The 23565-nt window shown below is 47.5% G+C and carries 15 protein-coding genes; 7 read left to right on the plus strand and 8 right to left on the minus strand.

Annotated elements, in window-relative coordinates:
* Nucleotides 1-79: 79 nt before the first annotated feature.
* The 3 genes from QUA70_RS01345 to QUA70_RS01355 all read right to left on the minus strand — a co-directional run bounded on the left by QUA70_RS01345 (nt 80) and on the right by QUA70_RS01355 (nt 9921).
* Entirely contained in the window at nt 80-5899 is a 5820-nt protein-coding gene (locus QUA70_RS01345) for a CHAT domain-containing protein (RefSeq protein WP_333344787.1), read from the minus strand.
* A 578-nt stretch (nt 5900-6477) separates the two neighbouring features.
* Complete coding sequence (locus QUA70_RS01350; protein ID WP_333344789.1) at nt 6478-8598, minus strand: ShlB/FhaC/HecB family hemolysin secretion/activation protein; 2121 nt, start codon at nt 8596-8598, stop codon at nt 6478-6480.
* A 453-nt stretch (nt 8599-9051) separates the two neighbouring features.
* Nucleotides 9052-9921 carry a DUF928 domain-containing protein gene (locus tag QUA70_RS01355; protein ID WP_333344791.1) on the minus strand — a complete coding sequence of 290 codons (870 nt, stop codon included), beginning with the start codon at nt 9919-9921 and terminating at the stop codon, nt 9052-9054.
* Nucleotides 9922-10344: 423 nt separating this feature from the next.
* Between QUA70_RS01355 and QUA70_RS01360 the strand changes: the two genes are divergently transcribed.
* On the plus strand, nt 10345-12036 hold the full coding sequence (locus tag QUA70_RS01360) for a transglutaminase domain-containing protein (protein ID WP_333344924.1): 1692 nt from the start codon (nt 10345-10347) through the stop codon (nt 12034-12036).
* Nucleotides 12037-12144: 108 nt separating this feature from the next.
* Entirely contained in the window at nt 12145-12285 is a 141-nt protein-coding gene (locus QUA70_RS01365; RefSeq protein ID WP_333029071.1) for a hypothetical protein, read from the plus strand.
* A gap of 243 nt (nt 12286-12528) precedes the next feature.
* Here the strand turns inward: QUA70_RS01365 and QUA70_RS01370 are convergent, their stop codons facing one another.
* Both QUA70_RS01370 and QUA70_RS01375 read right to left on the minus strand, forming a co-directional pair.
* On the minus strand, nt 12529-13569 hold the full coding sequence (locus QUA70_RS01370; RefSeq protein WP_445251601.1) for an aldo/keto reductase: 1041 nt from the start codon (nt 13567-13569) through the stop codon (nt 12529-12531).
* Between the two features lie 89 nt (nt 13570-13658).
* Nucleotides 13659-14552 (minus strand): alpha/beta fold hydrolase, encoded by an 894-nt coding sequence (locus QUA70_RS01375; protein ID WP_333344792.1) that lies wholly within the window; start codon nt 14550-14552, stop codon nt 13659-13661.
* A gap of 696 nt (nt 14553-15248) precedes the next feature.
* On the opposite strand from QUA70_RS01375, the gene QUA70_RS01380 reads away from it, so the two are divergent.
* Nucleotides 15249-15737: an anti-sigma regulatory factor gene (locus QUA70_RS01380; RefSeq protein WP_333344794.1), complete on the plus strand. Its 489-nt coding sequence runs from the start codon at nt 15249-15251 to the stop codon at nt 15735-15737.
* Between the two features lie 245 nt (nt 15738-15982).
* On the opposite strand, the gene QUA70_RS01385 is transcribed toward QUA70_RS01380, so the two are convergent.
* Nucleotides 15983-16258: a DUF6439 family protein gene (locus QUA70_RS01385; RefSeq protein WP_006631172.1), complete on the minus strand. Its 276-nt coding sequence runs from the start codon at nt 16256-16258 to the stop codon at nt 15983-15985.
* 118 nt (nt 16259-16376) lie between these two features.
* Here QUA70_RS01385 and QUA70_RS01390 point away from each other — a divergent pair, with 118 nt between their 5' ends.
* The 3 genes from QUA70_RS01390 to QUA70_RS01400 all read left to right on the plus strand — a co-directional run bounded on the left by QUA70_RS01390 (nt 16377) and on the right by QUA70_RS01400 (nt 19152).
* The gene (locus QUA70_RS01390) at nt 16377-16742 is read left to right on the plus strand and encodes a DUF2203 domain-containing protein (protein ID WP_333344796.1); all 366 of its coding nucleotides are present in this window, start codon (nt 16377-16379) and stop codon (nt 16740-16742) included.
* A gap of 119 nt (nt 16743-16861) precedes the next feature.
* On the plus strand, nt 16862-18253 hold the full coding sequence (gene asnS, locus QUA70_RS01395) for an asparagine--tRNA ligase (protein ID WP_333344798.1): 1392 nt from the start codon (nt 16862-16864) through the stop codon (nt 18251-18253).
* Nucleotides 18254-18384: 131 nt separating this feature from the next.
* On the plus strand, nt 18385-19152 hold the full coding sequence (locus tag QUA70_RS01400; protein ID WP_333344800.1) for a Uma2 family endonuclease: 768 nt from the start codon (nt 18385-18387) through the stop codon (nt 19150-19152).
* 96 nt (nt 19153-19248) lie between these two features.
* Here the strand turns inward: QUA70_RS01400 and QUA70_RS01405 are convergent, their stop codons facing one another.
* Complete coding sequence (locus tag QUA70_RS01405; RefSeq protein ID WP_333327103.1) at nt 19249-20730, minus strand: pitrilysin family protein; 1482 nt, start codon at nt 20728-20730, stop codon at nt 19249-19251.
* A 221-nt stretch (nt 20731-20951) separates the two neighbouring features.
* The gene (locus QUA70_RS01410; protein ID WP_333344802.1) at nt 20952-22547 is read right to left on the minus strand and encodes a pitrilysin family protein; all 1596 of its coding nucleotides are present in this window, start codon (nt 22545-22547) and stop codon (nt 20952-20954) included.
* Nucleotides 22548-22934: 387 nt separating this feature from the next.
* Here QUA70_RS01410 and QUA70_RS01415 point away from each other — a divergent pair, with 387 nt between their 5' ends.
* Complete coding sequence (locus tag QUA70_RS01415) at nt 22935-23552, plus strand: helix-turn-helix domain-containing protein (protein WP_333344804.1); 618 nt, start codon at nt 22935-22937, stop codon at nt 23550-23552.
* Nucleotides 23553-23565: the final 13 nt, after the last annotated feature.

Consider the following 23565-nt stretch of genomic DNA (forward strand, 5'->3'; position numbering starts at 1 on the left):
GAGGGAAGAAGTAAGAAGGAAATATTTTCTTCATATCGCACTCCCCCACTTTCTCCCCCTCTCCCACGCAGAAGCGCACTCAATTCCATTCTCCTTGCAGCCCAAAAGCAGCCCAATAATAAGGAGATTGGAATTCTGGAAGCTGTAGCACTTCGATTTGCGCCGATCGCAATGCTGCAGCAGGCGCCAACTTATCTTGGAGCATTTTTTTGTAAAATCGTGTCATCAACTCAGAAGTTACTTGATCCTCAACACTCCACAGAGAAACCACCACACGTGGCGCCCCCGCATACATAAACCCTCTTGTCAAACCCACCAACCCTTCTCCCTTAATGTCTTTTCCCAAACCCGTCTGACACGCACTCAGCACCACCAATTCGGCCGGTAAATTGAGATTAAAAATATCATTCAGTCGCAAGTAACCATTTTGTAACGTACCTTTCTCATCAACCAAAGAAAGCACCAATCCCGATAATTCTGGATGTTTGCTATTAGCAAATCCGTGCGTAGCGAAATGAACAATGCGATATTGAGATAAATCGGGACTGGTTGCCGTGGTACGATTAGCCGTAAAGTCAAACGCTTGTTTTTCCAAATCATCGGGTACCAAAGCCAGGATTTGCTCAGCTTCAGTTCGCGAGAAAGGTAGGCGAGTCCAATAAATTTCGGCCTCTGAGGCAGATCTCTGTAATTGTTGCGCTTCCACTGGCAGATTTTCAACAGTTTGATTCTTCGTTACCGGCGATGTACTCGTGCCTTTGAGCCGTTCATCGTCAGTGCTAAAAACTGGATCTGCAAACAATGCGATCGCCTTTGGAGCCGGTTGACGAGTCGCCATATCCCGCCGCAGAATAGCTAAAGTTGAAGCAGAAGGCAGATTAACAATTTCATGCTTAACTATTAGCGGCGCTTCAGATTTTTCCAGAGTAAGGGCGCCAAAAGGAATGTATTGCAAGGCTCCATCCGCAACAATTAGCAAGCGTTTGTTGCCCAACTCAGAAGCAACCGGAGCGAGGATCATTTGGCTCAGAAGTTCAGCAGATTCAGCAACCATTTGAGGAGAGGTTCTCGTGGTGGCTTTGGTTAAAGTATCGCGGAAATTCTTAGCCGTGGCTTCAATCTCGGTGCGAGAAGGGAGTTCGTAACTGGTGAAAGAAGTTTTCGTCACCGCCCACAAATAACTGCGCTCCTCACCCAGAGAATATTCTAAAAGTAGCGTATTGTCATCGAGTACCTGTTGTTGAATTTGTGGCAAGTTGAGAGGTTCGGGATATTTTAGAGCAGCGTAACGAGGACTGCTGGCGCGAATTTTAGCTTCTATTTGAGCGAGTTGCTTGAGAACTGTGTCGATTTTTTGTTGAATTTCATCCACAGCTTCTTGGGTAGATTTAGCGATGATAATTTGGTATTTGCGATGCTGAAAATCACTGAGTTGTTGTTGCAAATTTTGTTCTTGTGCTAGCAGTTGCGAGTCAACACCTTGGCGAATATTTGCGCTGGCTTCGCTAAGGAGTTCAAGTAGACTGCGGGCACGAGCACGTTCGCTAGCATGAAAGGCTTGTGCGTCGTAACCTTTATCTGGATTTTTCAGGTGCAGTTGCATAAACAAATCGATGTAAAACTGATAATAATTTTGGTTGCGGGCAAAGTAAGACTGGCGCAGTTCTTGGCTACCGATTTGAGTGCGGAGGTTTTCAATAATATTAATTGCGGTTTCGATTTCGGTTTGGGCAACTGTGAGGTTATTTTGTTGTTGGTTTAAGATGGCTTGATTGTAGATGATGTGCGCTTCTTCTGTTTTGTAACCGAGTTGTTGGGATACAGATAAAGCTTGGTTATAGTTTTTAAGAGCGGTAGAATTCTGACCTAAAGCAGCTTGTATTTTCCCCATTTGGTTGAGGACTGTGGTTTCTTTTACTTTGTCGTTTAAGTGTTGGGAGATTTTTAGGGCTTGGTTGTAGGCATTCAGGGCAGTTGACCATTTTTTTGAAGCGATGTAGGTGCTACCAATGCCAGTTAAGGCAGTAGCTTCTGCTGCTAAATTACCTGCGGGTCGGGAGATGACTAGGGCTTTGTTGTAGGAGTCTAGGGCATTTTTCCAGTTTCCTGTAGCAGCGTGAATATCACCAATGTTGTTGAGGGTATTGGCGACTGCCGCTTGGTCATTTAATTGATAAAACAGGGGTAATGCTTGGTTATAGTAATCCAGGGCGCTTGTCGGGTCAGCTAAATCGGTGTAGAGTTGACCAAAACTGTTGATAATAGCGGCTTCTTCGGCTTTGGCACCGGCTTGTTTTGATAAGAGTAATGCTTGGTTGTAGGAGTCTAGGGCAGATTGAAATTGTCCGAAATGGGCGTAAATTTTACCGATTGAAAGGAGAGTGCGTGTGGCTTGGGCGTAGTTTCTATCTGCACGATATAGTGCGACGGCTTCTTCTAACTTTGCCAGTGCAAGTTGTTTAGATTCGACTGTGCTTTGGCTAGAAAGTTGGGTTCCTTTCATAAATGCTACTTCAGCAGCAGAAACTTTTATCCCAACTGATAAATCCCACAGGCGAGCTGTTCTATCACTACTAACAGTGAGGATTTGGCGACCATCAGGGCTAAATTTTGCATGGTTGACCCCATCCTCATGTCCTCGAAATATCGCTAGAAGATTGCCTTTTGCATCCCACAAACGGGCGGTTTGATCCTCACTAGCGGTGAGGATTTGCCGGCCATCGGGACTAAATACGGCGCTGTTGACAGAACTGTCATGATCTCGCAATACTGCTAGGAGATTGCCAGAAATATCCCATAGGCGGGAAAGTCTATCGTTACTGGTGATCAGGATTTGACTACCATCGGGGCTAAATACTGCACTCTCATCGTGACTGGAACCTTTATCTACATCGTTCTGCCCTCGAAACTCTGCTTTGAGATTACCTTTTATATCCCACAGGCGGGCATTTCCGTGGAAATCACTGCCTAGAGTGAGAATTTGGCGACCATCTGGGGTAAAGATTGCACTTTGGACACTCGTCTCATGCCCTCGGAACACAGCCAGGAGATTGCCTTTGGTATCCCACAGACGGGCGGTTTTATCTAAACTGGCAGTGAGGATTTGCCGGCCATCGGGACTAAAGACTGCACTGTTGACATTAATCTCATGTCCTTGGAATATAGCCAGGAGATTGCCTTTGGTATCCCACAGGCGGGCGGTGTTATCACTACTAGCAGTGAGAATTTGACGACCATCCGGGCTAAATACTGCACTTTCAACCTCCTCCTGGTGCCCCTGGAACTCGGTGAGGATATTACCTTTGGTATCCCACAAGTGGGCGGTTGCACCACCACTTGTCAGGATATGGCGCCCATCGGGGCTAAATATTGGTTTTCTGACCTTTTTCTTAGGGGCTTGAAACTCGGTTAGAAGAGTGCCTTTGGTATCCCACAAGCGGATGGTTTCATCCCAACTAAGGGTGAGAATTTGGCGACCATCCGGGCTAAACACTGCACGCTCGAATCCATACTTATCGTCCCGTAACTCTGCCAGTTGAGCGTTATTTTTAGATACGCTTTCCCGAAAAGTTTGCAGCGCTGCCATTTGCTGGGCTTGGGCAGCAATTGCTATTGACAAATCCCACAGACGGGCGGTGCCATCAGAACTAGCGGTGAGGATTTGACTACCGTCGGGGCTAAATACGGCACTTCCGACACCTCTTTCTATGTCATGCCCTCGGAACACAGCCAGGAGATTGCCTTTGGTATCCCAAACTTGTGCAGTTCCATCATAGCTAGCGGTGAGGATTTGCCGACCGTTGGGACTAAATACGGCACTGGTGACACCTCTTTCATGGCCCCGAAACTCTGCCAATACATTGCCTTTGATATCCCACAGGCGGACGGTTTTATCTAAACTGGTGGTGAGGATTTGGCGACCGTCGGGGCTAAATATGGCTGTTTGGAGCCGCTCCTTATGCCCCCGGAACACGACTAGGAGATTGCCTTTGATATCCCACAGGCTGGCGGTTTCATCTCGACTAGCGGTGAGGATTTGGCGACCATCCGGGCTAAATACTGCACTTCTGACGCTCCCCTCATGCCCGAGTGGGAATTCGGCCTTGAGGTTGCCTTTGGTATCCCATAAGCTGGCCGTTTTAGACCCACTGATTGTAAGGATTTGGCTGCCATCAGGACTGAATACTGCACTATGGACTATCAACTCCAAAACTCCCACTGCCATTTTCTGAAGCACCGAGAACTGAACGAGGAGGTTGCCTTTGCTATCCCAAAGGCTGACCGGGTAGCACTGGCAATCGCTGGGGATGATTTTGCTACCATCAGGGCTAAATAAGGCATTGATGGAACTGTGCCCTTGCAATACAGAGAGGAGATTGCCTTTCGTGTCCCACAAACGGATGTTCTTACCATTGGTGGTGAGAATTTGGCGAGCATCGGGGCTAAATATTGCTCTATAGACCCCTTCCTCATGCCCCCGAAACTCGGTTAGGAGATTGCCTTTGAGATCCCACAACCGTGCAGCTTCATCTCGACTGGCGGTGAGGATTTGCCTGCCATCGGGACTAAATACGGCACTGGTGACAGAACTATTGTGTCCTCGGAATATTGCCAGTTGAGCGTTATTTTTGGACACGCCTTCCTGAAAGGTTTCCCTGGCAGCTATTTGCTCGGATTCGGCAGCAATAGCGGCTGATACGTCCCACAGACGGGCGATTTTATCCCCACTGGTGGTGAGGATTTGCCTGCCATCGGGACTAAATACTGCCCGTACGCTATTGTTATGCCCCCGCAACTTTGCCAGCAGATTGCCTTTGGTATCCCAAATTTGAGCGCTGCCATCCCTACTACTGGTAAGGATTTGGCGACCATCCGGGCTAAATCCTGCTAGACTCTCGACAGAACTCCAGTGGGAATCTCCATGCTGCCCAAACACACTCAGGAGATTACCTTTGGTATCCCAAATGCGGGCGGTTCCCAAACTAATGGTAAGGATTTGGCGACCATCGGGGCTAAATATTGCACTTTCGACATGATATTCATGCCCCTGGAACTCGGTTAGGAGATTACCGTTGGTATCCCACAGGCGGGCAGTTTTATCCTGGCTGGCGGTCAGAAATTGCCTGCCATCGGGACTAAATACTCCACTGAGGACAATAGCCGTATGCGCCTGGAATTCTTTGAGAAGATTACCTTTGGTATCCCACAAGCGGATGGTTTCATCCCAACTAAGGGTGAGAATTTGGCGACCATCGGGGCTAAATACGGCTTTTAGGGAGCCTCCTGGTCCGTCACTTCTGGTCTGGAACTCTGCTTTGAGATTGGCTTTGGTATCCCACAAACGGAGTTTATACCACCTGCCGGCTTTATCCAAAAAGGTACTAACGGTAAGGATTTGGCTACCATCGGGGCTAAATACGGCACTTTTAAGAGCAAACTGATCCTCAGACGCCCGGAACTCGGTTAGGAGATTGCCTTGGATATCCCACAGGCGGGCGGTTTTATCCCCACTGGTGGTGAGAATTTGGCTGCCATCAGGACTAAATACTGGAGCGAAGACTAATTTCTCATACTCTGGGAACACAGTCAGGAGATTACCTTTGATATCCCACAAGCGGGCGGTTCGATCTCCACTAGCAGTGAGGATTTGCGGACCATCGGGGCTAAATACTGCACTTATGACTCTCCCCTTATCCCCCACAAACATGGCGACTTGCCCGCCAAATGCTTGCACAGGTTGCTGCGTTCCTGATGCGCCTAGGTTTTCTGTTGTCGGTGATTGTGATGGTGTGGGAATCCTGGGTTGGCCGCTGATGGGGATGCTGTAGGTAGTAGCGAATACAACTCCCATCACCAGAGGGAGACAGCGATGCACTTTTCGGTATTTATCTGGCAGCATAATTGTTTTTTGGGAGAGTTAAGAATTGGGAGAGGGGGGTCAACTAAACCTTTCTCTAGCGAATCCGTAAAAGCCAAAAGCTATAGTTTCTTTTTGGATAAGCAAATCTGCTTAGCGTTGGCTCATTTTTTACCGAGGTGATTAAAATTAAGATGGGCTGGGGGTTAGTTGTCAGAAAAAATTATTTATGTTAAGGACAAACTCTATCATTTTTCATAATCTTTGTCTGTCATTGGCTGCGTCAAGGGTGAGGCAAGGACGTTAAGGGATGTAACTTGAATCGGCGGGGCGTTGGCTCGTCGATGTTATTATTTTTTGACGGGCTGACTGTGCTTTGTAAAGCGAGCTGATTTTTCTCAAGGGACAGCTACCTGGGTCTAATATCAACTCCGGTAGCGTGGAAATTAATATTACCCCCAGTCAGGACACCGCGAGTGCCTAAGTCCTCATATGCTGCACCATTCTCAATTAGCCTTTTATGAACAGGCTTTCCGGCCTGTTCCACAAGAAAATTTATATTTTGTGGAACAGGCATCTTGCCTGTTGCTGACAATAGTGCCAGATATCAGTAAGTCCCTTTAGGGTGTATAAATTATATTGAAGTAAATGCCGTTATCTTGCAGATTGTCGCCTTTATCGCTAATTCTCACCAAAGGAAAAGCGTAATCTACGCGCAGGTTCACCCGCTGTATCGGTTCCCAGATTACCCCCAAACCCACACCTGCTAAAAATGTTTGATTGGTTAATTTATTAGGATTGTTCGCAACGTTCCATACCGTACCCGCATCCAAAAAGGGAGCTAATTGAAGTTTGGGATTTCCCGAAGCATCGCGCTGCAAAGTAATCCGATCTTCGATCGAAACTCTGAAGCCGTTATCGCCAGAACGGACATTTTGGCGGTAGCCGCGCAAAGATTGTCCGCCGCCAATTACAAATTGCTGTGAAGGCAACAAACTATTAGCTGACAACTGCAAGTCAGCCTGCAAAATTAATAAATGTTTGTCATTCAATCGCTGTACTCGCTGCACTTGACCCAGCCAGCTAAAAAATTGTCCGTCGGGATCAGAACCTTCGTATTGAGTAGCATCAAACAAGCTAGTGCCGATCGTAAATTGCGATCGCACGGCCCAAGCACCCTGCGGGTCGCGCCGAATGTAGTCCTGTCCCAACTTAATTGCGCTCGTAGTGCTGACACCCTTGGACTCCTCGCGGATGCCAAAAGAAACCGGTTCGCCAGCGACAAAAGTTCTGCCTGTCTGATAAGTAAAACCAGCAGACAAGGCAAATTCTTCGATCGGCGTTCTCCGCAGCGGCTGGCGGTAACTAACTTCAAATAAATGCGATTTTCCCGAAATATCAAAACTATCAAAAGGTTCTTGTACAATACTGTTGCGGTTCGGTGCCGCCCTCAATTGCAAAGTGCCGTTCATCGCATTTAGCGGCACGCGATAGCTGAAATCAAACACGTCTGAATCGCCGATCGATCGGTAATAAGCCCCTGCCAGTTCGTCGCCCTTTCCTGTTATATTGCGGTGGCGCAAACTAACTCCCAATCTTTCGGAACCGACACTGGGAGGCGAGTAATTGTCAATGCTGAAAGTAGGTTGAAAGGGATTAGCTTCCGAGACTCGGACGATCAGAATGCTCTCGCCTTCATTATCCCCAGCCCGCAGGCTGGCCTCTACATTGTCAAATAAAGGATCGACTCGCAGCAGCCGGAGTTGGTCTTCTAATGAAGCTGTGCTTAAAGGCATTCGGGCACCGAGTCGAATTCGGCTGCGGATGTAACTTGGATTCAATCTTTTAGTTCCTTCTACCTCAATTCGGGCTAGCTTGCCTTCAATCACTTGAATTTGGACTACCCCTGCGGTGATAGTTTGGGGCGGCAAGACTGCTCTCGAAGTGATGTAGCCACGATTGAGGTAAATTTCGGTAATTTTGTCGGCGATTTGTTTGAGCTGTTCTAGGGTGGTAGAACGGCCTTCTAACGGGTTGACTAAGGCATTAATTTCGTCTTGGCTTAAAATTGTGCTGCCAACTACTTGAATTTTCTGCACCTCAATTGGTGTATTCGGCAGCGTTGGGGGAACTGGCGACGGGGATCTCGGCGCTACTGTGGGCGGTACTGGGGGAGGTTCTGGGGAAGGCTGGGGGGCGGGTTGCAGAAATCGATCGCGATTTGGATCGGGCTCCGTCGGCGGCGGTGGCAGGTTTGGAGGCGGCGAGGGTGGGTTCTGGGCTAAAACATGATTGCAATGTAGCTGGTTCTGACATTGGGGATCGTTGTCAACCAGATTTGTTTGTTCGGGCAAGATGCCCGCACCACAAGCAGTTTCATCGATTGTGGAACAAGCATCTTGGCTGTTATCGGCGGGGTTAGATTGTGTTTCTGGTTCAGGGTTGGTCTCGATGGAATCGGGAAGCTGATTTAAGTTGGTCGCTGTTTCATCCTGATTGATTTCCAGTTTTTGCAGTGCTAATACTTCATTGCCCGTATCTGCTGAGTTGTCAGCGGCGACGGGCAACAGAGAAATATCGTTGGTTTGGGATATAGCTTTATTGGCATAAAAGCAACCGATGGGGAGTCCAGTCAGAAGTGAAATCGCCAACCGAAATATTGCAATATTTGCACTCGGGCGCATAATTAATATTTTGTCTAAAATAAGTTGGTATGCTGCTTGACTCTGCCAGTTTATCATTTAGTATTGAGCGCAATTTAACAATAAAAATTTCCCCAGTCCGGCTTTCAATAGGCAAGCGAGCCGTTCCGGCTCATTAGCACAAAAATTTTCATTTATTTACGACGATCGACCCAAAAACCCCGAACAGGCAAAAATCATCTCTGGCGCTGCCAAACACCCCCGCTCGAAACCGAGTTTTTTGTATGCCGTGCAAAAGTCATACCATTTGAGATTTGAGATTTGGCAATGACTCGCCCAAAAACGGATACCGTACCCCGAACGCTCATCAGTGTAGATCCTAAAATTTTAGACTCTTGTTCGTGCTCCCAGATTCAATGCAGCAAGTAAATCTAAAATCTAAAATCTAAAATCTAAAATCTAAAATCTAAAATCTAAAATCGACTGACTTATGGCTATCAGGGTTTGGGGTACGGGCCTAGGGTTGCATTCTTTTGTGAAGCTAATGTCGAATTATTTTTTTGTTATGGGTGTTAACTCACTTGCGACTAAGGGTTCTTGGGCGATTTTGCCGAGTTCGACTGAGTTCAACACTTCTAACCACTTGAGCGCTAAACTGGCATCGCTGGGAGACTCCAGGCGCAATTGAGCTAGAGTTGCCAGGTACTCGTACCAGAGACCTTGTTGGGCGAAGATGATGAGCTTGGCGCGACGATCGGGCGATCGATCCAACTCTGTTTTCACGGTTGGGGCGAGTGCGGTGCGGTTGATCCACCCGGAAACGAGAACATCATCTGTAGAGTTTTTTGGGTTGCATTTGATAGTAAAGTACCATTGATAGTTTTTGCCAACTTCCAAGGCTGGCGAGTTGCCGTCAGAGTCGAGGCGGACGCTAACGATACCAGCACGGCTAGTTACCATCCGAAAACTTTTTTTGTATAGTGTTTTGTCGCTTTCGTCTGCTAACTCAAACTGAACTGTTTTGTCGAGGGCTATGGGAAGGTAGTAGAAAAATGTCGGTGTTGCTGATATGGTTTGCCCCATAGTTGATTGGGGAATTAAGGCAGTTAAAGCAGTTGTGGCCGTGGGGCATTCTAAGCCGCGGGTTCCTCCCCCTTCCCGCCTTCCGGGTACTCCGTCCTGTGGCGGTTGAAAGCTATTCCACGCGGATCTCAATTGCTCGCTGTTCGGTCTGGTTCCGCTTGGTTCAGGGGGTTGAACTGTTTGCCAGTTGAGGGGTACCTGGGGTCGTGAGGGGTGCTGGAGGCTGTTTGCGGGGCTGTTGAGAGCCTCTGCTGGTATTAAGAAACTACCGGCGGCAACTGCCTCTAAAGACAGAATTAAGGAAAAGACACCGATATTTAGAGCAGACTTCAAAGCCATGACGAACCTGCCTTCTGATGAACCTAAGAACTTTATCGCACGGTTTTATTCTACCCAAGGTTTTGGCGAATCTAGTAATCTGTTGTACTTAATTTATATCTTTAGGCAGATACGATTAGTTTGGTCGTTCTGATCAACATAGAATTCTCTGTCGCGTTTTTCAGTGGTAGCTTAGTAGTTATACTTACTTGCATTGACGGCAGCAGGTTGGGTTGAGCTTGTTAAACCCAACTTTGACCCAGGCTAATATTCCGGGTTTTTTAACTCAGACAAGAGGCTAAAACGAATTATTTTCGTAAAAACACCAGGTTGATGCGTCAGTCCTGGATATCAGGAAACTCGGCAATTTTGCTGGTGAACCTCAAGCGATCGGCTACAAGTTACATATCAGGTTTTCTGTACAATACCGGCAAGAAATTTAGCATGAATCTCGATTCACCTTTTCTCTCGGACAAACAGCCTTCGGGGCTGCGGATGGTCAGACCCATCGGAGTCTTGGCACTGCACGGCATTGCTTTTTTAGGAAATAGGTTGTTCGCTGTCGATCGCGCCGAAGGGCTGCTATTGGAGATCGATCGAGAAACTGACAACACTACTGTTTTGAATCCTTATCAAACGGCTAAGTTTGCAGGCGCAACCGGGCTGGCTATTTCGGAAGATAGTCTCTGGTTTGCGCGGGATGAGGATATTTGTTGCTGTCGGAGCGCAATTCGGGACGGCGGCATCGCTGAACTCAAACCGGAACATTTTGTTTCACTTTCTTATCCTGCTGACGGGATTGCTGTTTGGAAATCTACGCTTTATGTCACTTGCCAAAGATTGGGATCTATTCTGGTTTTTGACCTGAAAACTGGTCGGGAAATTACTCGGTTTTACGCTCCCGGTATAGGGGTGGAAAATATCACAGTCCGGGATGAGGAAATTTGGGTTTGCGACAAAACTGAGCAAACTGTTTACTGTTTGGAACGGGGAACTGGGGAGATTAAATTTAGCGTTTTGACTCCCTTTGAGTCGCCTTCTGGTTTGGCTTTTCACAAGGATTCCGAAACCGGGGAGGAGGTTCTGTACGTGGCTTATGCCGGGGATGAACTTTACATCCGGGATGACCCGAATTCGGAAGATCCTTTTCAAGTGACGAAGCGCGATCGCACTTTTATTCAGCCTTTGTATTTTCACTACAATGAAGCCGAGCGCTACGCTCTGTCAAACGGTTTTTTGATGGAAATGTCTTATGTGGAGGAACTGTCTCCTCTCGATGAGGTAGAAATCGAAAATTTGGAGTGGCGGATTGCTTTGCCTTCGGAAACTCACCGGCAAAAGGTAAGGAGTGTTACGCCCATCGGAATGCCTTTTACTGAGGAAATTCAGGAAGGGGAACGGGTGGCGGTGTTTAAGTTCGATCGGCTGCACCCTGGGGAACGCCGAATTTTTGGCTGGAAGGCATTGTTAGAAGTTCGATCGATTAAGTATCAGTTGTCGCCTCGGGATGTCGAAAAGAGTCCGAAGCTGTCCCCAGAGTTTGCCGCTAAGTATTTGGTGGATAATGACAATTTGGCGATGGAGACAGAGATTGTGCGATCGGCTGCTGTGGCTGCCATTGGCTCAGAAACTAATATTCTGAGGCAGTTACTGAGCATTCGTAATTTTGTTTACGATCAACTTTCTTACGGAATTAGACCTCACATTGACACTCCCGATATTGTGCTGCGCCGGGGCATCGGTTCTTGTGGCGAGTACGTGGGGTTGTTGTTGGCTTTGGCTAGGTTGAACCGGATTGCTTGCCGCACGATCGGGCGCTACAAGTGTCCGGCTTTTGCTGACAGAAAAGGTGTGTCGCTGGAGCCAGATTTCAATCACGTTTGGCTGGAATTTTACATTCCTGGTTTTGGCTGGGTGCCGATGGAATCTAATCCTGATGATATTCAAGACAGAGGCCCTTATCCTTTGCGATTTTTTATGGGTTTGGCTTGGTATCACGTAGAAATTGGCAAGGGAATTCGGTTTCAAAGTCTCACGAGCGGCGGTCTTCCTTTAAACAAGGAGGATGTTTCCGTGGGGACTCTGGCAATTAATCATGTGAGGTTTACAATTTTGGAAGATTTGCCAGCAGTTTGAGTGGAGTGTTAATAGTTAAGAGTTAGCCGGCAACATTCAACTGTTAACTATTAACATTTTTCATCTAAAATCGAAAATAGGAAATGTAAAATCAGAGGAAGAGACGTTGTGGAATTTTCGATTGCTAATATTCTCGTTTTAGTGGCCTTTGTACTGCTGCTGACGGTGACTGGCGGGGTCGCTTATTTGACAGCGGTTGAATGGCGCGATCGCAGGCGGTTAGATAAGGCTAAACGGAAAAAAAAGTAGCGGTTTGCTGTTGACAAATCGCATTTTTTATGATATATAACAAGGCGACCCAACCAGGTCGCCGTGTTTTGTGATTTGAAATATTTTCACCGCAGATGATATCAAGTTCCGTAAAAATAACCGTTAGAATTTTGTAGTGAGGACTTGAGTCTTCATACAAAACTATGACTCACGGGCGTCCCGCGCCATAATAAACACAACACCATTAACACAGATGAAAAAGGGGATTTTGGATTGGGAAGTTTAAGTCCACTGTCGGAAAAATGTATTTTCTTGCCAAGCGGCGGCGGTGCGTTTTTCAAGTGCTGCCATTTCTGTTTGGTTCAGGGGTTTGAATGCTTGGGCGACTTTAAAATTTTCTTCTAATTGCTTTACTGAGTCGGCGGCGATGACGCAGCAGTGCACGCCGGGAAGTGAAAGCGTGTAGCCCATTGCTTGGTGCATTCCATCTAAAACACCGTTCTGAAATAATTTGCCGTAAGCTGGTATTTTCATGGCTATGACGCCAATGTTTTTGGCTTTGGCAACTGGTAAAGCGCTGGTAACAAAGGAGCGCGGATGGTGTTTTTCTGCCGCGTTGAGGGAGATTAATGTTGTGTCAAAAGGATAGCGATCCAAGCCGGCCACAATGATAGCAGGTTCGTGGTGTCCGCTGATGCCGGAAAAACGAATTATTTTTTGCTGTTTGGCTTCTTCGATCGCCTTTATTGCTCCTTTGGTGCTGAAAATTTGGTCTAATTCGGCTTGGAATGAGACGTGGTGGAGTTGCCACAAGTCTAACCGATCGGTTTTTAATCTTTTGAGCGATCGCTCTAAGTCTCTCCACGCGCCGTCTCTGTCTCTGGCGGAGGTTTTTGTGGCTAGGAATAGGCGCGATCGATATGGTGGCAAAACTTTGCCTAAGTTTTCTTCGCTGGGCCCGTACTCGGCCGCCGTGTCAAAATAGCGAATGCCTAATTCGATCGCGCGTTCAATTTGCGTCGCTGCTTCTGCTTCTCTTCCCGGCTGCGACAGCGGTGTTTGTCCTGCCCCTCCCAAACCGAAAATAGGCACTTTCACGCCGGTGTTGCCTAACAGTCGTTCTGGCATTTTTACTGTGGCGGCCCCCTGGTTATTGGGTGCGACTGCGATTTCCCGATCCTGCTGTTCGATCGCCTTAGCACCTGCAATGCCGCTGGCAACAGCTATACTGCTCAATATAAAATTGCGGCGAGTCTTTTTGCGGGCCATTGTTTCCGTCTCCTCAGAATATGTGAGAGAAATTAACCGCGTTTGTGTTGGCACAATACATAAATTTTTACTGCAAATCGGATAATTTTCCCCCTCTCCGAGGGAGGAGATGGCCGGGGGAAAATTATCGATGTGCCGATCGACTATTGCTCAATTATCCATGCGCGAATCAGTTCGTTTATCTGTTCTGGTACTTCGTCGTGGGGACAGTGACCGGCTTTGATAAAGTGTTCTGTCAACTGCGGATAGTGTTTGCGAAATTTGGCGCTTCTTTCTGCGGAATTCATCCACGGATCGCCTTCTCCCCACAGCATTAGCAACCGGCAGTTTAATTGACTTAGCAATACGTCGATTTTTTCCCCTTGGGGTGTTCGGAATACGGAGGCGAATACTTTGGGGGCACCGGGATCGCAGGAGGGAAGGTAAATTTCTTCTACTAATTGGTCTGTGACGGCGCTTTGGTCGAGATATACTTTTTCTAGGGTTTTCCGAATTGTCGATCGCTGACGCACGTACTGGAACAGCAGAAAACTTGCCCAATCTTGCTGAAATAAGGTTTTAGCTACCGTAGATATGGCTTTTTGCACGGGCGGGGCTTCGGGTGCGGGCTGCGGTTCGCTGAAGGGGCCGGCGCTGTTGATTAATATCAGTCCGGCGGCTGATTCGGGGCGCTGGGCTGCTACGCACAAGGCGGCGTAGCCTCCGAGGGAGTTGCCGGCTAGTACGGCGGGCCGGCTGATGATGGTGGTGATAAAGTCGTGTAGTTGGTCGCGCCAGAGGTCGCCGCTGTACTGCAATTCGGGTTTTGCCGATCGCCCGAATCCGATCAGGTCGATCGCCCACACTTCAAAGTCTTTGCTCAGGCCGCTGATATTTTTGCGCCAGTGGTCTGTGGACGCTCCAAAACCGTGAATTAACAGCAGGGGAGGGCGTTCGGGATGCCGATCGCTGGATCGAACGTAGTATACTGAATGCCCCCGCCACTGCCAGTAAGTGCCGGCTATGGGGGCTGTGGTGATGGCTGGGGTTGCTTGCATAATGTAAAGAAATAATTATTTACTTTAACTATTGTATCGCGACGCTCAGATTTATATAGTTGGATCAACGCGCCGGGTTTCGCCAGCAAAGGATTGGTCAATGTGGGCGAGTTGGGATCTGGCGCTCTGCCGCACTCAGGCTTAATAAGTTTTGTAACGAATATTGATTTTGTGAGGGGCGCAGCAAGGGGAGATATTTTGCCCGATCGCAGTTGGGAAAATATATCGGGTTGTGGCTGCAACACACCTAGGTATGATGATTGTGCTGTGTGGCGGTAAGAGAAAGCTCAGGGGCGATGGGTGCAAAGCTTGGCGGCGAGGGTCCAACCTGATTGGCGATCGTTAAGGGATCGACTTTTTTATAGTTATTTCCGAGCTTTTCCAGGTGGGGATCGTTTGTTCAAGAGGTGTTGACGGCTTGGGGGATGCAGCGAACTTAAGCGTTGCGAGTTGACAAAAGCTGAAATCAAAAATTTCGTGGCAGGGAGAAGTTATAAGTAAAATTACTGATGGTTCTCTGCAGAAGTTTCTCAGAATCCCTGAATATTTTGTGACGTTGTTTGCTGTTCTTAATTGCTTTGATACTCTAAGATAGAAGTAGAGCTGCGCCGCTCAATTAATTAGCATTTTGAATACTAGGGAGCCAACTATGCAGGGTGTGAACTTTATCCACCTGAAAGTTAGGGAGTTTTCTGAGTGATTGCTATTTCACCTCGTCCCGTCGGACGCAATTGGATTACGATTAGCTTCGCTTCTACTCTATACCTTTGTCCTATTTTGGATCTGCTCCTAGCAGAGGTGCCAGATTACTGGCAAGCGGAATTGCGGTTGGGGCTTCAAGAAGCTTTGGTAAATGCTGCTAAGCATGGAAACAAATTAGACCCCGGTAAAACTGTTGGAGTCCGTTTTTCGATCGTCCAAAACCAATATTGGTGGGTGATATCGGATGAAGGTTCGGGCTTTAAGGCCCCTTGCAGTTGTGACCTTTATACCGATGATTGCGACAATCTCCTCGCAGAGGACGTTGCAGATAACTCTGGACTACCTCATGTGGAACAGGAATGTGGTAGGGGGTTGTTTATTCTTTACCAAATATTCGATCGGGTAGAGTGGAATTCTGAAGGTACAGAGTTACGGCTGTGCAAAGAACTTGCCAGTCCCTACCGACTGCCTCGCTTCCGCTAGCACCGCTATTTGGCAGCAGTTTTCACCTCAGCTAGACCTGGAAATTTTTTCGTTCTCGGGCTCAAGCTTGCAGTGAGAATTTGAACGCTCTAGCTATTGATAGCTGATCATAATGCAAAATGTGAGTTTTGAGTTGAAAAAGTATAAATCTTTTGAACTCACAATCGCGCTGCTCGATCGAGCGGCGCGATTGTCTAATTTTTGAGCGACTAATCAAGCCAAAACTCAAGACTCAAAACTCAAAATTATTTGCCGTGGGTGGGACAGGGAGGAGCAGATATCGATCGATCCAGCCATCCTGCTGCTTGGTTTAAGCGCGGGAGAGCTTCTTCGGGCTGTTTTTTGAGCAAAAAGACCAAAGCGGCCGCAGCTTGCTCGCAGGCCCGCGCCGAACGGTTGGCTTTGAGGCGGTGCCAATCTTTTTCGTGGATGGCGAGGCGCGCGGCTAGAGCTTGGGCTAGTTCTACCGTGCTAAGCTCGTTGAGGTTGACAGTTTGGGTTGTTTGTGTAGTTTCAAGCATAAGTGGCAATTATACGGATTTGACTGCCGTTTCTGAATTTAAAAAATATACTGCATATAATAACAACTTAATTGGAAATCGGTTTTTTTTATTATTATTGTCAGGTTTGCAGATCGAAATGCCTCAACAGCCGTCAGAGTTAAATCGGGAAGAGCAAGAAAGTGAGTTTGTTCAAGCGCTCGCAGCAGTTGAGCGATCGCTCGCGGCAGTCAAAGAACGGTACACTCAAATTCAGGTCGATCGACAGCGCCAAGTCGAACTCGGCCATCGCCGCGAAGAAATCCGCCAGTCCAAACGCCAAAATCCATTGCCGGAACTCAAAAAAGAATTGCGGGAAATTGAGCAAGAATTGGAAACTATCGAGTTGAATTTAGAAAGCAGCCTGTTTTCTTGGGGAAGCATAAAACAACCTTTTTGGCAAGCAGTTCGGTTTGGGGGACTTGGCATTTTGCTCGGTTGGATTTTGAAATCCTATGCAGGTTGAAGGATGCTGGGAGTTAGGATTTTTGATTTTTTTATTTACCGCAGAGGGCGCAGAGGGCGCAGAGGAAGAGAAAAAAGAGAAATATGGTGCAAAATATTAAATAAACAGGAGTGGATATTATGACAAATCAACGAATAGCAGCAATTTTGCGCGCAGGTGAACCCGACGAAACTGTAACTGTTCAAGGTTGGGTTCGCACTAAGCGCGAATTGAAAGAATTTGCCTTTGTCGAAGTCAACGATGGTTCGGCGATGGCTAACTTGCAAGTAGTCATAAATTCAGATTTGCCAGACTTTGAAAATGTACTGAAACAACTGAATACAGGTGCATCTCTAGAAGTGTCGGGAGTGCTGGTAGCGTCTCCAGCAAAAGGACAGCGAATTGAGTTGAAAGCCTCACAAGTACAAGTTTACGGCGATGCAGACCCGCAAACTTATCCGCTACAAAAAAAGCGCCATTCCTTTGAATTCTTGCGGACAATGGCGCATTTACGGCCGCGCACAAACACCCACGGTGCTGTCTTTCGAGTCCGCAATGCTTGTTCGGCGGCGGTACACCAATTTTTTCAAGAACGCGGTTTTTTGTGGGTTCATACCCCGATTATTGCTGCTAGCGACTGCGAAGGTGCGGGGGAAATGTTCGCCGTTACCAACTTTGATTTAAAGAATGTGCCGCGCACTGATTCGCAAGAGGTTGATTATGCTAAAGACTTTTTTGGAAAGCGCGCCTATTTAACAGTTAGCGGCCAGTTGGAAGCGGAAGTTATGGCGATGGCTTTCGGCAACGTTTACACTTTTGGCCCGACTTTCCGAGCGGAAAATTCAAATACTTCGCGACATTTAGCTGAGTTTTGGATGATTGAACCGGAGATGGCTTTCTGCGATTTGCAGGGAGATATGGATTTGGCTGAGGCGTTTTTAAAGTATATTTTTAAATACGTTTTGGAGCATTGCCCGGAAGATATGGAGTTTTTCAATGAGCGCATTGACAAGACGGTTTTGGCTACTGCTGAAAATATCATTAATAATCAGTTCGAGCGGATTACTTATACGGAGGCGATCGCACTTTTGGAAAAAGCCGACAAAAAGTTTGATTTTCCGGTCAGTTGGGGTTTGGATTTGCAGTCGGAACACGAGCGTTATTTGGCTGAGGAATTGTTTAAAAAGCCGACGATTGTCAGCGATTATCCCGTGGGAATTAAAGCATTTTATATGCGTTTAAATGAGGACGAGAAAACGGTGCGAGCAATGGATGTTTTGGCTCCTAATATTGGGGAAATTATCGGCGGTTCGCAGCGGGAAGAAAGGCTAGATGTGTTGGAGCGGCGCATGGAAGCCCAGGGTATGAATAAGGAGGAATTGTGGTGGTATTTGGATTTGCGCCGCTACGGTACTGTGCCTCACGCTGGGTTTGGTTTGGGATTTGAGCGGTTAGTGCAGTTTATGACTGGAATGGGGAATATTCGGGATGTGATTCCGTTTCCGAGAGCGCCTTTGAGTATTGATTTTTAGTTGAGGATTGTTTGTAGTGAGGACTAAAGTCGGAGCGAGTTTTAGAAGGACTTTAATCCTCACTACAAACACCTTCTTTTCCAATCTAAAATCTAAAATCTAAAATATAAAATCTAAAATGGTATAAACTAATGGTACTTCAAATCCCATCGAGTTCCCAAGCACCAACTGTCACCTGGGAAGGCTTACCAGCCGACTTTGTTTTACCCGACGATCCTGTGGAAAATATTCAACAACCACCCCTTGCGGCCGCTCTCACCGATGCTCTCGGAGCCGCTGGACGCATTCAGCCGATCGCCCTAATCGGTTCCAATTTTGGACTGGTAGCGACAGTAAATAAGCAGACTGTAGTCAAAGCACCGGATTGGTTTTACGCGCCGCAAGTGCATCGAGTCGCAGAGGGCAGCATTCGCCGCAGTTACACGCCCAATCTGGAGGGTGCGCCGGTATCGGTGGTGATGGAGTTTTTGTCTAACGAAGATTACGCCGAACTGTCGGCGCGATCGACTCCTCCCTATGGCAAGCTCTACTTCTACGAGCAGATTTTGCAAGTGCCCACCTATGTTACCTACGACCCCTACGAGCCCAAGCTGGAAGTGCGGTATCTGCAAAATGGTGGTTATGCAGCCCAGACCGCTGATGCTGAGGGACGGGTGCGGATTCCAGAGTTGGATTTGTGGCTGGGGATTTGGCCAGGGGAACGGCTGGGACAAACTATGAATTGGCTGCGCTGGTGGGATGAGGCTGGAAATTTGCTGCTGTGGAGTTCGGAACAGGCCCAACAGGAACGGCTGCGGGCAGAACAGGAACGCCAGCGGGCAGAACAGGAACGCCAGCGGGCGGAGGTATTGGCGGCAAAGTTGCGGGAGTTGGGTGTCGATCCCGATCGGCTGGCATGAAAGGGCGGGATGTCTGTGACACAACAAGAGAGCAATAAAGTCATTACTACGAACCTTAAAATGGTTTTTAGTAATGACTTTAGTCCTTATTACCAATTAAGTCGCCGAGGGAATTGTGATATCAACAGATTGCACTTTGACCGAAGTTCCCAAACTCGATAACGGCGGTTGAATGGCTGCCGTATTTCCCACTACTAATGTTACCAAATTCTCCGGTTTCAAGTAAGTCTTGGCTACGCGCTGCACGTCGGCAATTGTTGCTGCTTCAATGCTGCGGCGGTAACGAAAAATGAAATCTTCGGGATAACCGTAGTATTCGTAGCGCATTAATCGCGACAAAGTTTGAGTGGGATTTTCAAATTTGAAGATGAAAGAATTTAGGGTGGAATCTTTAGCAAAAGCTAATTCTTCGGGGGTAATGGGTTCGGTGCGGATACGATCGATCTCTGCCCGAATCGCCTGGATAAACGGTACTGTTGCGTCCGATCGCGTTTGGCCTCCAGCGACAAACACCCCCGGATAGTCATATCTCGGACTCCAAGCCGCATATACTGAATAAGCTAAGCCTTGGCGCGATCGCACGTTATTAAACAAACGACCACCGAAACCGTTGAGAACCCCGTTCATCACGTCCAAAGTACCGTAATCTGGACTGCTGAGCATTCCGCCCAAATGTCCCATTTGCACGTAACTTTGACTTAATTGCGGCTGATTTACCAAAAATATGCCGCCGCCCTTTGCTGGTGATACCGTTGGTAGCGCAGGCACTTCTGCACTCTGACTCGGTTGCCAATTGCCGAATTTTTGCTCAATGAGCGATCGCATTTTAGCTGTATCAAAGTCCCCAGAAATACCCAAAATCATATTCTTGGGATGGAAATATTTCTGGTAGAAACTCACCAAATCGTCGCGGGAAATATTGGCGAGGGTTTTGTATTCTACCGTGCGCGCGTAAGGACTGCGATCGCCATAAATTAACTTTTCAAACTCGCGGCCGGTAATATCGTTAGGATCGTCATTGCGGCGGGCGATCGCACCTTGAGTTTGATTCTTCGCTAAATCTAACTTTTCCTGAGCAAATATTGGCTCCCGAATCACTTCCGCAAATAAGTCAAACACGGGTTCCACATCTTCAGCTAAAGCACTAAAATTAGCGGTACCCGAACTAACATCAATCCCCGTTTCTACCGAAGCTGCTCGCTGTTCTAGCAACTGATTTAGTTCATCAGCCGTATGCCGGCTCGTGCCGCCAGTTCGCATCACTTCTCCCGTCAATCCTCCCAATCCAATTTTCTCGGCAGGTTCAAAGCGCTCGCCCGTGCGAAATAGTGCCGTTCCCCCGACTAACGGGAGTTCCCGGTCTTCCATAAGATACACGCGGATGCCATTTTTTAGCTCGAAGCGAGTATATTTAGGCAGTTTAATTTCTGGCACCGCCGGGAATGTTAATTCGTCGTAGTGTTTCGGTGCCGCCGCAAAGGAAGGTAACAAATTAAACGTGCCCAGTGAAACAGTAAAAAAGCAAAGCGACAGCAGAAATAACTTTACTTTTTTCAGTCTCAATTTAGTCCTTTTCATTCTTTCTCCTAAGTTATACATTCTGACAAATGTTGACTGTTGACTGTTGACTGACAAATGTTAACTGTTGACTGTTGACTGTTCGCTGTTGGCTGTTCGCTGGAAAGCTCACCACTGACAACTGACAACAGTCAACAGTCAACTGACAACTGACAATAGTCAACAGTCAACTGACAACTGACAACAGTCAACAGTCAACTGACAACTGACAACTGACTTCTTTACAGCGACAAAAGCTTACCAATCGTGCGATTTTCCGGGCGGAAAGTTGCCTGAGAGACACGCTGAATGTCAGCCGGAGTAACAGCCGCGATCGCCTCCAATTCCTTGAACAAATTTCGCCACGAACCGGTTTTCACTTGATAGTCCACCAGGGAAAATGCCATGCCCATATTAGAATTGAGCGATCGCAACAAATCGGCTCTCGCCTGAGTTTTCACGCGATCCAATTCCAAAGCAGAAACCGGCTCAGTTTTCAGGCGATCGATTTCCTTGCTCAAAGCTGCCGCCACCTCATCAACCGTGCGACCCGGAGCAGTTTGAGCGTAAAATAACATCAAATTCGGATACTTTTCCCCCGGATAACCGCTGAAACCTTGAGCAGCCAGCGCCAATTGCTGCTGTTCTACCAAAGATTTGTAAAGCCGAGAAGTGCGGCCATCGCTGAGCAAAGAACCAATCATTTCATAAATCGCATTGTCGGGATGATTCATCGCCGGCCGGTGGTATCCTTCCAAATACCAAGGTTGAGTTTTTAATTGCAGCGTCACTTCCTTAGTTTGCGTTTGGGGAGGTTCGACAAGTTGCAATTCTGGAGGCGCTGGTTTCGCCTTGTAACGGCCGAAATAAATTTGAGCGAGTCGCTTCACCTCCGAAGCTTTCACGTCTCCTACCACCGCAACAGTCAGCTTGCTGGGGACGTAGTGAGTCTCGAAAAACTTCTGCACGTCGCTGCGGCTGAGGTTTTTAATGTCTTCAGTGTAGCCAATTACGGGGCGGCGGTAGGGATGAACAGAGAAAGCTTTGTTGGCAAAAACTTCAACCATTTGTCCGATCGGAGAATTCTCGGTTCGCAGCCTGCGCTCTTCTAAAATTACCTGTTTTTCTTTGTAAAATTCCCGAAATACCGGTTCTAGAAATCGCTCGGATTCCAGCGACATCCACATTTCTAACTTATTAGCTGGGAGGCTGTAAAAATACATTGTGGCGTCGGTGGAAGTAGCGGCATTTAGTCCCACTCCGCCTGCTTGTTCCACTATTTTACCCAGTTCATTGCGCTTGACAAATTGCGAAGCTTCGGCTTCAACTTTGTCAAATTCTGCTTTTAATGTGGCGACTTCTTCAGTTTTGCCGCTGGCTTTCGCTGCTTGCATTTGCTCGAAGAGTTGGTCTTGTTTTTCTAGCAGCGGCTTTTCGGCTTGATAGTCGGTAGTGCCGATTTTTGGCGTGCCTTTAAAGGCTAAATGTTCGAGATAGTGAGCGACACCTGTTTGGCCGTCGGGTTCGTTTGCGCCGCCGACATCGGCGTGAATCAGAAACGATGCTACGGGCGCTCTGGGCCTTTCGAGTACGATGAATTTCATGCCGTTGTCGAGCTTAAATTCGCTGACTTGCTTGATTACTCGATCGAGCGACGGTTGAACAGAGACTGCTTGGGAGCCACTAGCGGGGTTGGGGCGGGCGAGGGCGATTTCGGGAGAAATGCCCCACCACAGCAGTACAGCGGCCAGCAGGGAGGCAATGAATCGAGTTTGGCTCACGGGCGATTCCCTACGGGATAGCTTCGCTTCACGGGGTTTTTGGAACTGCGGGGTCATTCGATTTTAGATTTTAGATTTTAGATTTTGGATTTTGGATTGTCAAACAAAAAATGCTTGTGCTCGGTGGCCAGAGATTCTTTTCTAAGGATAAAGATTTTTGGAGGCATAAGCGATCTGTTGCGCCGCAGATGTTAAGCTGATACAGCCAATCTCAAAAAGGGTCATTCGATTTTAGATTTTAGATTTTAGATTGTCAAACGGCAAGAAGTTTATGCCGAATAACAACAGAGGCTTTTTAAGCATAAAGATTTTTGGGGGCATAAGCGATCTGTTGCGCCACTTCCAGTTTAAGATTAAAGTCACGCACAACTTAAAACTTAACATAATTTAGTTTTTCAGTCCCGCTCCCGTAGATCTAAGTCGCCAATTACCGATTGCAAAGCCATGCGAATTTTTAATCAGTCTCCTCCTTCGGAAACAGAAACCAAGAAGCGAATTTTACAAGCCGCTCAGCGGTTGTTTGCCCGCAGCGGATACGACGGCACGACAACTCGCGATTTAGCAGCGGCGGCGGGGGTGGCGGAGGGTACGCTATTTCGGCATTTTGATAATAAAAAAGCTATTTTGATTGAGGTGGCGACGGAAGGATGGGTGGAGTTGCTGACGGATTTGCTGACAGAATTGAGCGAGATGGGCAGTTACAAAGCAGTGGCTCAAGTGATGCGGCGGCGGATGCTGAATATCCGCGAGAATAGCGACATGATGCGGGTGTGTTTTTTGGAGGCGCAATTTCACCCGGATTTGCGCGACAGAATTCAGTTGGAAGTCATCGGAAAAATGAGCGATGTTGCTGAGGCTTTTTTTGAAACGGCGATGGAAAAAGGAGTTTATCGGAAGATGAATCCGAAGATTGTCGCTCAGGTATTTTTGGGAATGTTTGCAGTCGCAGGTTTCAGTCAAAATACGATTATGGAGCCGAATGCTTCACCGCAGCAAATGCAGGAAATGGCGGAAGGACTCGCAGATATTTTTCTGAATGGGGTTTTGCAGAAAGATGAATAATTAGGGCAACAGG

This window comes from Microcoleus sp. LAD1_D5, assembly GCF_036702115.1.
Lineage (GTDB): Bacteria > Cyanobacteriota > Cyanobacteriia > Cyanobacteriales > Microcoleaceae > Microcoleus.